Source organism: Methylobacterium sp. Leaf100 (assembly GCF_001422845.1).
In the GTDB taxonomy this organism is placed as follows: Bacteria; Pseudomonadota; Alphaproteobacteria; order Rhizobiales; family Beijerinckiaceae; genus Methylobacterium.
Genome location: NZ_LMMW01000018.1, coordinates 21,040 through 31,098, shown reverse-complemented (window position 1 = coordinate 31,098; position 10,059 = coordinate 21,040). Strand labels below are relative to the sequence as shown.

The 10,059-nt window shown below is 64.9% G+C and carries 18 protein-coding genes; all 18 read left to right on the top strand.

The genetic code is table 11. The features are described 5' to 3' along the window. Positions 1-3 precede the first annotated feature (3 nt). Positions 4-1,194 carry an elongation factor Tu gene (gene tuf, locus ASF25_RS12225; RefSeq protein ID WP_056171356.1) on the top strand — a complete coding sequence of 397 codons (1,191 nt, stop codon included), beginning with the start codon at positions 4-6 and terminating at the stop codon, positions 1,192-1,194. A gap of 187 nt (positions 1,195-1,381) precedes the next feature. Next, complete coding sequence (gene rpsJ / locus ASF25_RS12220) at positions 1,382-1,690, top strand: 30S ribosomal protein S10 (protein WP_018044230.1); 309 nt, start codon at positions 1,382-1,384, stop codon at positions 1,688-1,690. A 50-nt stretch (positions 1,691-1,740) separates the two neighbouring features. Then, positions 1,741-2,478: a 50S ribosomal protein L3 gene (gene rplC / locus ASF25_RS12215; protein WP_056171354.1), complete on the top strand. Its 738-nt coding sequence runs from the start codon at positions 1,741-1,743 to the stop codon at positions 2,476-2,478. Further along, entirely contained in the window at positions 2,478-3,098 is a 621-nt protein-coding gene (rplD, locus tag ASF25_RS12210) for a 50S ribosomal protein L4 (protein WP_056304900.1), read from the top strand. Before rplC ends, rplD begins: the two co-directional genes overlap by 1 nt. Then, the gene (locus ASF25_RS12205; protein ID WP_056091577.1) at positions 3,095-3,391 is read left to right on the top strand and encodes a 50S ribosomal protein L23; all 297 of its coding nucleotides are present in this window, start codon (positions 3,095-3,097) and stop codon (positions 3,389-3,391) included. Before rplD ends, ASF25_RS12205 begins: the two co-directional genes overlap by 4 nt. A 27-nt stretch (positions 3,392-3,418) precedes the next feature. Then, positions 3,419-4,255 (top strand): 50S ribosomal protein L2, encoded by an 837-nt coding sequence (gene rplB / locus ASF25_RS12200; protein ID WP_056171350.1) that lies wholly within the window; start codon positions 3,419-3,421, stop codon positions 4,253-4,255. Between the two features lie 5 nt (positions 4,256-4,260). After that, entirely contained in the window at positions 4,261-4,539 is a 279-nt protein-coding gene (gene rpsS / locus ASF25_RS12195) for a 30S ribosomal protein S19 (protein ID WP_056091583.1), read from the top strand. A gap of 2 nt (positions 4,540-4,541) precedes the next feature. Then, positions 4,542-4,928 (top strand): 50S ribosomal protein L22, encoded by a 387-nt coding sequence (gene rplV, locus ASF25_RS12190; protein WP_056091586.1) that lies wholly within the window; start codon positions 4,542-4,544, stop codon positions 4,926-4,928. A gap of 10 nt (positions 4,929-4,938) precedes the next feature. After that, positions 4,939-5,679 (top strand): 30S ribosomal protein S3, encoded by a 741-nt coding sequence (rpsC, locus tag ASF25_RS12185; protein WP_055949284.1) that lies wholly within the window; start codon positions 4,939-4,941, stop codon positions 5,677-5,679. Positions 5,680-5,727: 48 nt separating this feature from the next. Next, a complete protein-coding gene (gene rplP / locus ASF25_RS12180; protein ID WP_055949287.1) occupies positions 5,728-6,141 on the top strand; it encodes a 50S ribosomal protein L16 in 414 nt (137 codons plus the stop codon). Between the two features lie 12 nt (positions 6,142-6,153). Beyond that, entirely contained in the window at positions 6,154-6,369 is a 216-nt protein-coding gene (rpmC, locus tag ASF25_RS12175) for a 50S ribosomal protein L29 (RefSeq protein ID WP_056171348.1), read from the top strand. A gap of 10 nt (positions 6,370-6,379) precedes the next feature. Further along, positions 6,380-6,640 carry a 30S ribosomal protein S17 gene (gene rpsQ, locus ASF25_RS12170; RefSeq protein ID WP_056171346.1) on the top strand — a complete coding sequence of 87 codons (261 nt, stop codon included), beginning with the start codon at positions 6,380-6,382 and terminating at the stop codon, positions 6,638-6,640. 856 nt (positions 6,641-7,496) lie between these two features. Next, a complete protein-coding gene (gene rplN, locus ASF25_RS12160; protein ID WP_055949294.1) occupies positions 7,497-7,865 on the top strand; it encodes a 50S ribosomal protein L14 in 369 nt (122 codons plus the stop codon). After that, positions 7,865-8,179 carry a 50S ribosomal protein L24 gene (rplX, locus tag ASF25_RS12155; RefSeq protein WP_056091601.1) on the top strand — a complete coding sequence of 105 codons (315 nt, stop codon included), beginning with the start codon at positions 7,865-7,867 and terminating at the stop codon, positions 8,177-8,179. The genes rplN and rplX overlap by 1 nt, the downstream gene beginning before the upstream one ends. Then, entirely contained in the window at positions 8,172-8,738 is a 567-nt protein-coding gene (rplE, locus tag ASF25_RS12150) for a 50S ribosomal protein L5 (protein WP_056171342.1), read from the top strand. Before rplX ends, rplE begins: the two co-directional genes overlap by 8 nt. Before the next feature lie 39 nt (positions 8,739-8,777). After that, complete coding sequence (rpsN, locus tag ASF25_RS12145) at positions 8,778-9,083, top strand: 30S ribosomal protein S14 (protein ID WP_056171340.1); 306 nt, start codon at positions 8,778-8,780, stop codon at positions 9,081-9,083. A gap of 12 nt (positions 9,084-9,095) precedes the next feature. After that, positions 9,096-9,491, top strand: coding sequence for a 30S ribosomal protein S8 (gene rpsH, locus ASF25_RS12140; protein WP_055881679.1), 396 nt, complete (start codon positions 9,096-9,098; stop codon positions 9,489-9,491). A 24-nt stretch (positions 9,492-9,515) separates the two neighbouring features. Next, positions 9,516-10,049, top strand: a complete 534-nt coding sequence (gene rplF, locus ASF25_RS12135) for a 50S ribosomal protein L6 (RefSeq protein WP_056171338.1) — start codon at positions 9,516-9,518, stop codon at positions 10,047-10,049. Positions 10,050-10,059: the final 10 nt, after the last annotated feature.

The following is a 10,059-nucleotide window of genomic DNA, read 5'->3' as shown; positions in this document are numbered from 1 at the left end:
ACGATGGCCAAAGAGAAATTCGCTCGTACGAAGCCGCACTGCAACATTGGCACGATCGGTCACGTGGACCACGGCAAGACGTCGCTGACGGCGGCGATCACGAAGGTCCTGGCCGAGTCGGGCGGTGCGACGTTCACGGCCTACGACCAGATCGACAAGGCGCCGGAGGAGAAGGCCCGCGGCATCACCATCTCGACGGCGCACGTCGAGTACGAGACCGCCAACCGCCACTACGCCCACGTCGATTGCCCGGGCCACGCCGACTACGTGAAGAACATGATCACGGGTGCGGCGCAGATGGACGGCGCGATCCTGGTGGTGTCGGCCGCCGACGGCCCGATGCCGCAGACCCGCGAGCACATCCTGCTCGCCCGCCAGGTCGGCGTGCCGGCCCTGGTGGTGTTCCTCAACAAGGTCGACCTCGTCGACGACGAGGAGCTCCTCGAGCTCGTCGAGATGGAGGTGCGCGAGCTCCTCTCCAAGTACGACTTCCCCGGCGACGACATCCCGATCACCAAGGGTTCGGCCAAGGTGGCCCTCGACAACGGCGACAAGGCCGTCGGTCACGACGCCGTCATCGCCCTGATGAAGACCGTGGACGACTACATCCCGCAGCCGGAGCGTCCGATCGACAAGCCGTTCCTGATGCCCATCGAGGACGTGTTCTCGATCTCGGGCCGCGGCACGGTGGTGACGGGTCGCGTCGAGCGCGGCATCGTCAAGGTCGGCGAGACCGTGGAGATCGTGGGCATCCGCGACACCCAGACCACGACGGTCACGGGCGTCGAGATGTTCCGCAAGCTCCTCGACCAGGGCCAGGCCGGCGACAACGTCGGCGTGCTCCTGCGCGGCACCAAGCGCGAGGACGTCGAGCGCGGCCAGGTCGTGTGCAAGCCCGGCTCGGTCAAGCCCCACACCAAGTTCAAGGCCGAGGCCTACATCCTGACGAAGGAAGAGGGCGGCCGCCACACGCCGTTCTTCACCAACTACCGCCCGCAATTCTACTTCCGCACCACTGACGTGACCGGCGTGTGCGTTCTCCCCGAGGGCACCGAGATGGTGATGCCCGGCGACAGCGTGACCATGGACGTCACCCTCATCGTGCCGGTGGCCATGGAAGAGAAGCTGCGCTTCGCCATCCGTGAAGGCGGCCGCACCGTCGGCGCAGGCGTCGTCGCCGCCATCAACGAGTAGTCNATCGTGCCGGTGGCCATGGAAGAGAAGCTGCGCTTCGCCATCCGTGAAGGCGGCCGCACCGTCGGCGCAGGCGTCGTCGCCGCCATCAACGAGTAGTCTTCCGTCCCACGGTCACGTCTGCAGGGAACGACAGAGGGGCGGGTCCTCGCGCCCGCCCCGATATCGCCCCGCCAAGGTTTAGGTCATGAACGGTCAGAATATTCGTATCCGCCTCAAGGCGTTCGATCATCGGATCCTCGATGCATCGACCCGCGAGATCGTCTCGACGGCCAAGCGCACCGGTGCCACCATCCGTGGTCCGATCCCGCTGCCGACGCATATCGAGAAGTTCACCGTCAACCGCTCGCCGCACATCGACAAGAAGTCGCGCGAGCAGTTCGAGATGCGCACCCACAAGCGCGTCCTCGATATCGTCGATCCGACGCCGCAGACCGTGGACGCGCTCATGAAGCTCGACCTCGCCGCCGGCGTGGACGTGGAGATCAAGCTCTAAGTCCCGCGGGGATTTAGAGCTTACCGTAAATCGCGCGAGGGGAGACACCTATGCGCTCAGGCGTCATTGCACAGAAGGTCGGCATGACCCGCATCTTTACGGATGCAGGCGAACATGTTCCGGTCACAGTGCTTAAAATCGATCAATGCCAGGTGGTTGCCCACCGTACCGTCGAGAAGAACGGTTACGTCGCCCTTCAGGTCGGCGTCGGCAAGGCCAAGGTGAAGAACGTGTCGGCTGCCGAGCGCGGCCGGTTCGCGGTCGCCAAGGTCGAGCCCAAGCAGAAGCTCGCCGAGTTCCGCGTGTCGGAAGACAAGCTGATCCCGGTCGGCGCCGAGATCACCGCCGACCATTTCATCCCGGGCCAGTTCGTCGACGTGACGGGCACCACCACGGGTAAGGGTTTCGCCGGTGGTATGAAGCGTTGGAACTTCGGTGGTCTGCGCGCGACCCACGGCGTGTCCGTGTCGCACCGCTCGATCGGTTCGACCGGTGGCCGTCAGGACCCGGGCAAGACCTTCAAGAACAAGAAGATGCCCGGTCACATGGGCGTCGATCGGGTGACCACCCAAAACCTGCGCGTCGTCCGCACGGACGTCGAGCGTGGCCTGATCCTGGTCGAGGGTGCGGTTCCCGGCGTCGCTGGCGGCTGGATCCAGATTCGCGACGCGGTGAAGCGCAAGCTCCCCGCGGACGTTCCGCAGCCTGGCAAGTTCCGTGAGCTCGGCGCTTCGCCCGTCTCCGACGCCCCGGCTCCCGAGGCTCCCGCTTCCGAGGAGAACGCGTGATGAAGCTCGATATCACCACCCTCGACGGCGCCGGAGCCGGCTCCGTCGAGCTCGACGAGACCATCTTCGGTCTCGAGCCCCGCGTGGACCTGCTCCAGCGCATGGTGCGCTGGCAGCTTGCCAAGCGTCAGGCCGGCACCCATGCGGTCAAGAACCGCTCGGACGTCAACCGGACCCGCAAGAAGCTGTACAAGCAGAAGGGCACCGGTAACGCTCGCCATGGCGCCGCCTCCGCTCCGCAGTTCCGCGGCGGTGGACGCGCCTTCGGTCCGGTCGTGCGCTCCCATGCCCACGACCTGCCCAAGAAGGTCCGCGCCCTGGCCCTCAAGCATGCCCTGTCGGCGAAGGTGAAGGATTCGACCCTCATCATCATCGACGACGTGAAGCTCGAGGACGGCAAGACCAAGAACCTCGCCGCCCGCTTCGAGAAGATGGGTCTGTCGAGCGCGCTGTTCATCAGCGGGTCCGAGGTCGACGTGAACTTCGGTCGCGCCGCCCGGAACATCCCGATGATCGACGTGCTTCCGATCCAGGGCATCAACGTCTACGACATCCTGCGTCGCGACAAGCTCGTGCTGACGCGCGCAGCGATCGATGCGCTGGAGGCGCGTTTCAAATGAGTGCCGATCCGCGCCACTACGACATCATCGTCTCCCCGGTCATCACCGAGAAGGCGACGAACCTCACCGAACAGAACAAGGTCGTTTTCCGGGTTGCCCCGAAGGCGACGAAGCCGCAGATCAAGGAAGCGGTCGAGAAGCTGTTCGACGTCAAGGTGACGGGCGTGAATACGCTCGTGACCAAGGGCAAGAAGAAGATCTTCCGCGGGCTTCGCGGACAGCGTTCGGACGTGAAAAAAGCGATCGTGACCCTCGCCGAGGGTGAGACGATCGATGTCACGACCGGCCTCTGAGACAAGTCGGGTTAAGGATTACCACCGATGGCCTTGAAGACATTCAAACCGGTCACGCCGAGCCTTCGCCAGCTCGTGCTCGTCGACCGCCGTGAGCTCTACAAGGGCAAGCCGGTCAAGAAGCTCACCGAGGGCAAGTCGTCGTCCGGCGGCCGCAACAACCTCGGCCGCATCACCGTCCGCTTCCGTGGCGGCGGTCACAAGCGCACCCTGCGCAACGTCGACTTCAAGCGTCGCGTTCAGATGGGTGTGAGCGCCACCGTCGAGCGGATCGAGTACGATCCGAACCGCACGGCGTTCATCGCGCTGATCGCCTTTCCGGACGGCACGCAGAGCTACATCATCGCGCCCCAGCGTCTCTCGCCGGGTGACAAGGTGATCGCGGCCGAGCAGGTCGACATCAAGCCGGGCAATGCCGGCCCCGTCGGCAACATGCCGGTCGGCACCATCGTCCACAACGTCGAGCTGAAGATCGGCAAAGGCGGCGCGATCGCCCGCTCCGCCGGCAACTACGCTCAGATCGTCGGGCGCGACCAGGGCTACGTCACCCTGCGCCTGAACTCGGGCGAGCAGCGGCTGGTCCACGGTCAGTGCTTCGCCAGCGTCGGCGCGGTGTCGAACCCGGACCACATGAACATCTCGCTCGGCAAGGCGGGTCGTAACCGCTGGCTCGGCAGGCGCCCGCACGTTCGTGGTGTCGCCATGAACCCGGTCGATCACCCGCACGGCGGCGGTGAGGGACGCACGTCCGGCGGCCGTAACCCGGTCACGCCCTGGGGCGTTCCCACGAAGGGGAAGAAGACCCGCTCGAACAAGCGGACCGACGTCTTCATCCTGTCCAGCCGTCACAACCGCAAGAAGTAACCATCATGGCACGCTCGCTCTGGAAGGGGCCGTTCATCGACGGCTACCTCCTCAAGAAGGCTGAGACCGCGCGCGGATCCAGCCGCAACGAAGTCATCAAGATCTGGAGCCGCCGCTCCACGATCCTGCCGCAGTTCGTCGGGCTCACCTTCGGTGTGCACAACGGGCAGAAGCACATCCCGGTCTACGTGTCCGAGGAAATGGTCGGTCATAAGTTCGGTGAATTCTCGCCGACCCGTACCTTCCACGGTCACGCAGCCGACAAGAAGTCGAAGAGGCGCTGATCATGGGCAAGCCCGCCACTCCCCGCGCGCTCCCCGAGAACGAGGCTCAGGCCGTCGCGCGCATGCTGCGCGTCAGCCCCCAGAAGCTCAATCTCGTCGCGCAGCTCATTCGCGGCAAGAAGGTCGAGTCGGCCCTCGCCGATCTCGAATTCTCCCGCAAGCGGATCGCCCGCGAGGTCAAGAAGTGCCTCGAGAGCGCCATCGCCAACGCCGAGAACAACCACAATCTGGACGTCGATGATCTCATCGTCGCCCAGGCGTTCGTCGGAAAGGCCCTCGTGCTCAAGCGCTTCCACGCTCGTGCCCGCGGCCGCGGCGCCCGCATCCTGAAGCCCTTCGCGAACCTCACCATCGTGGTGCGCGAAGTCCCGACCGCCGAAGCGGCGTGAGGAGGACCTGATGGGCCAGAAAGTCAATCCGATCGGTCTGCGGCTCGGTATCAACCGGACCTGGGACTCCCGCTGGTTCGCCCAGAAGGGTGAATACGCCAAGCTCATGCACGAGGACGTCGCGATCCGCGCCGCCCTCATGAAGCAGCTGAAGCAGGCTGCCGTCTCGAAGATCGTCATCGAGCGTCCGCACCGGAAATGCCGCGTCACCATCCACTCGGGTCGTCCGGGCGTGGTGATCGGCAAGAAGGGCGCCGACATCGAGAAGCTCCGCAAGCTCGTCGGCACCCTGACCAAGGCCGACGTGACGATCAACATCGTCGAAGTGCGCAAGCCCGAGATCGACGCCACTCTGGTGGCCGACTCGATCGCCCAGCAGCTCGAGCGCCGTGTCGCCTTCCGTCGCGCCATGAAGCGCGCCGTGCAGTCGGCCATGCGTCTCGGCGCCGAGGGCATCCGGATCAATTGCTCCGGTCGTCTCGGTGGTGCCGAGATCGCCCGCCAGGAATGGTACCGCGAGGGCCGCGTGCCCCTGCATACCCTCCGGGCCGATGTCGATTACGGTGTCGCCACCGCCTTCACGACCTACGGGACGTGCGGGATCAAGGTCTGGGTGTTCAAGGGCGAGATCCTCGAGCACGACCCGATGGCACAGGATAAGAAGGCGCAGGAAGAGGGTGGCCGTTCGGGCGGCCGTCGCGAGCGCGATGGCGAGGGTGGCCGCGAGCGCGGCCGGCGCGAGCACGCCTAACGGCGTGTTCGTGACCCCGTCGCCCTAGAAAGGTGTTGAGAGGCTGCCATGTTGCAACCCAAGAAGACCAGGTTCCGTAAGCAATTCAAGGGTCGCATCCACGGTGCGGCCAAGGGCGGCTTCGACCTCAACTTCGGGACCTTCGGCCTGAAGGCCGTCGAGCCCGAGCGTATCACCGCGCGGCAGATCGAGGCGGCCCGCCGTGCGATCACCCGCGAGATGAAGCGTCAGGGCCGCGTCTGGATCCGGATCTTCCCGGACGTTCCGGTCACGGCCAAGCCCACCGAAGTCCGCATGGGCTCCGGTAAGGGTGCTCCCGAATTCTGGGCTGCCCGCGTGCATCCCGGTCGTATCATGTTCGAAGTCGACGGTGTGGCCGAGGACGTCGCGAAGGAGGCCCTGCGCCTCGGCGCGGCCAAACTCCCGATCCGCACGCGCGTCGTTCAGCGCATCGCTGACTGAGGGGAGGGGATCATGAAGTCGTCACAGAGACAGTCGGATCTCGCCGCCCTGTCGCCCGATCAGTTGAGCGATGAGCTGCTGAACCTGAAGAAGGAGCAGTTCAACCTGCGCTTCCAGGGTGCCACCGGCCAGCTCGAGAACGTCGCGCGGGTCCGCGAAGTCCGCCGCGATATCGCCCGCGTCCGTACACTTCAGCGTCAGAAGACGCTGAAGTCCGCGCAGGCTTGAGGAGTACACCATGCCGAAGCGCGTATTGCAGGGCGTCGTCGTCAGCGACAAGGGCGAGAAGACCGTCGTCGTGAAGGTGGAGCGTCGCTTCACCCATCCGGTGATGAAGAAGACCGTCCGTCGTTCGAAGAACTATCACGCCCACGACGAAGGCAACGTCGCCAAGGTCGGCCAGACCGTGTCGATCGAGGAATGCCGTCCGTTCTCGAAGACCAAGACCTGGCAGCTGATCTCCGGCGCCGCGTCCGAGGTTCCCGCCGCCGAGGCGTGACCCCGTCGTCAGGACCGACCAAAAACGGGCGCAGGTTTCTGCGCCCGTTTTTTTGTGCCCGGCGGAGAAAGGGTTCCGCACCGGGATGCTGAACGCCTGCTTCTTCCGCCCGAACCCGGGGATCCTCTCGGCCGTCCGAGACGGCGCCGGATCAGGGCGCCTCATATGGTTTCAGGCTGATCCGTTCGGTGACGCGGTGAATCGCGGGTCCTCACACCTTCGAGGAGAGGGAGCCCGTCGCGCCCGCTCGATCCAAGGTAATCGGGCGGACACCGTATCAGGCGCCGTCTTAGCGGCCGCGGCCGGCTTTTCCCGCTGCGCCACCTTCACCAATCGCTGGCCATGATGCTGCCGTAGGGCTCGACCGAATCGACGATGTCCGCGAGGCCATAGGTCGGGATCCGCGCCCGGACCGATACTGCGTCCTTGTAGGTGCCCGGTAGGCCGAACGCGGCTCGGACGCGATGCGACGAGCGAGCCGGGCGATGCGTTCGGCATCCGTGCAAACCCTCTCAGGGTCCGCGACGCAGAGTAGATCCTGTTCGGGAAGGTTGCTTCGGGTTCCTGGGCGTCCGGGTTCCGGCTACGGCATCGTGGATCGCCGGCGGGACGGTTTCTCGGGCGGTTCCTGCGACGGGCCTTGCACCGGCAAGCCGGCTGATGTATTGGGCATGCCTTCGCGACAGTTGAGAGGGGTGCTCGCACCTTTCGAACGCGGTGACCGCGCCGGTGTGAAAGCACCGATAGCGCGGTTCGTCATATGAGCCGGGGACATCAGATCCCCCTCAGGCGTCGTCCGCCGGACAATACCGTCCGCGTGCGGAAACCCGCCTGAAACAAAGAAAGGTCACTGCCCGTGATCCAGATGCAGACGAATCTGGACGTCGCCGACAACTCGGGTGCACGCCGTGTGATGTGCATCAAGGTTCTGGGCGGGTCGAAGCGTAAATACGCCGGTGTCGGCGACATCATCGTGGTCTCGGTCAAGGAAGCGATTCCTCGGGGTCGCGTGAAGAAGGGCGACGTCATGAAGGCCGTCGTCGTGCGCACCGCCAAGGAAGTGAAGCGTCCCGACGGTTCGGTGATCCGCTTCGACAAGAACGCCGCCGTTCTGATCAACAATCAGAAGGAGCCGATCGGCACCCGCATCTTCGGACCGGTGCCGCGCGAGCTTCGCGCCCGCAACCACATGAAGATCATCTCGCTCGCGCCGGAGGTGCTGTAATGGCCGCTAAGGTCAAGAAGGGCGACACGGTCGTCGTTCTCACCGGTCGCGACAAGGGTCGCTCCGGCGAGGTCACCCAGGTGCTCCCCAAGGAAGACCGCGCCTTCGTGCGTGGCATCAACCTGGTCAAGAAGCATCAGAAGCAGACGCAGAACCAGGAAGGCGGCATCGTCTCCAAGGAAGCTGCGATCCAGCTCTCGAATCTCGCGTTGCAGGACGCGAACGGCAAGCCGACTCGCGTGGGTTTCCGCATCCTCGAAGACGGCCGCAAGGTTCGCTTCGCCAAGACCACGGGGGACCAGATCGATGGCTGAGAAGAACATTGACGGGTACGTCCCGCGCCTGCGCAAGCATTACGACGAAGTCGTTCGTCAGAAGCTGATCGAAGAGTTCGGCTACGCCAACCCGATGCAGGTGCCGACGATCTCCAAGATCGTCATCAACATGGGTGTCGGCGAGTCCACCGCCGATTCGAAGAAGGCCTCCGTCGCCGCCGGCGATCTGGCCCTCATCGCCGGTCAGAAGCCGGTCATCACCAAGGCCCGCAAGGCCATCGCGACCTTCAAGGTCCGCGAGGGCATGCCCATCGGCTGCAAGGTCACCCTGCGCCGCCAGCGCATGTACGAGTTCATGGACCGCCTCGTCACCATCGCGCTTCCCCGCGTGCGTGACTTCCGCGGCCTGAACCCCCGCTCGTTCGACGGCAACGGCAACTACGCGCTCGGCCTCAAGGAGCACCTCGTGTTCCCGGAGATCTCGTACGACAAGGCCGAGGCCACCTGGGGCATGGACATCGTCATCCAGACGACGGCCCGCACCGATGCTGAGGCGCGTGCGCTCCTCACACAGTTCCGATTCCCGTTCCGGCAGTGAGACCCATCTAGGTCTCATACGCGGACACCGGAGAGAGAAATGGCAAAGAAAAGCTCCATCGAGAAGAACAAGCACCGCGAAGCGCTGGTCAAGCTCTATGCTCCCAAGCGCAAAGCCCTGCTGGCGACGGCGAACGATCAGTCCCTCGAAATGGAGGAGCGCTTCGAGGCGCGCCTCAAGCTCGCGGAACTGCCCCGCAATTCGTCGCCCACCCGCGTCCGCAACCGTTGCGGCATCACCGGCCGTCCGCGTGCCTTCTATCGCAAGATGGGCATCTCGCGCATCGCGCTGCGCGAACTCGGCAACCAGGGTCTGATCCCCGGTCTCGTCAAGTCGAGCTGGTAAGGAGCAACCACCATGGTCAACGATCCCGTGGGTGATATGCTCACCCGCATCCGCAACGGTCAGCAGCGCCGCCGCAACGTCGTCCAGACGCCCGGTTCGCGCCTGCGTGCCAGCGTGCTCGACGTCCTCAAGTCCGAGGGCTACATCCGTGACTACGCGACCACGGATTACGGCAACGGCCGCACCGAGTTCGCGATCGAGCTGAAGTACTACGACGGCCAGCCCGTCATCCGCTCGATCCAGCGCGTGTCGAAGCCCGGCCGCCGGGTCTACTCGTCGGTCGGCGAGCTGCCGCGTGTCGCCGACGGTCTCGGCGTCACCATCGTGTCCACCCCGCAGGGCGTCATGGCCGACCACGAGGCGCGCGAGCGCAACGTCGGCGGCGAAGTGCTCTGCAAGGTGTTCTGATCCTGGACTTGGAGGAATAAGGCGATGTCTCGCGTAGGCAAGAAGCCCGTTCCCGTCCCGTCCGGTGTGACGGCCACGGTGACCGGTCAGACGGTTAAGATGAAGGGCTCCAAGGGCGAGCTCCAGTACGTCGTTCCCAACGTGGTCGACGTGAAGTTCGAGGACGGCGCCGTCTCGGTGCAGCCCCGGAACCAGACCAAGGAGGCCCGCTCGCTGTGGGGCACCTCCCGTGCTCAGGTGGCGAACCTCGTCGAGGGCGTCTCCAAGGGCTTCGAGAAGAAGCTCGAGATCACCGGCGTGGGTTACCGCGCGGCGATGGCCGGCAAGGCACTCAAGCTCTCGCTCGGCTACAGCCACGACATCGAGTACGAGATCCCCGTCGGGATCACGATCGCGGTGCCGAAGCCCACCGAAATCGTCATCTCCGGCATCGACCGGCAGGTGGTCGGCCAGGTGGCAGCCGAGATCCGCGACTATCGCAGTCCCGAGCCCTACAAGGGCAAGGGCGTGAAGTACGCGGGTGAGTTCATCTTCCGCAAGGAAGGCAAGAAGAAGTAAGGGCCGGCCA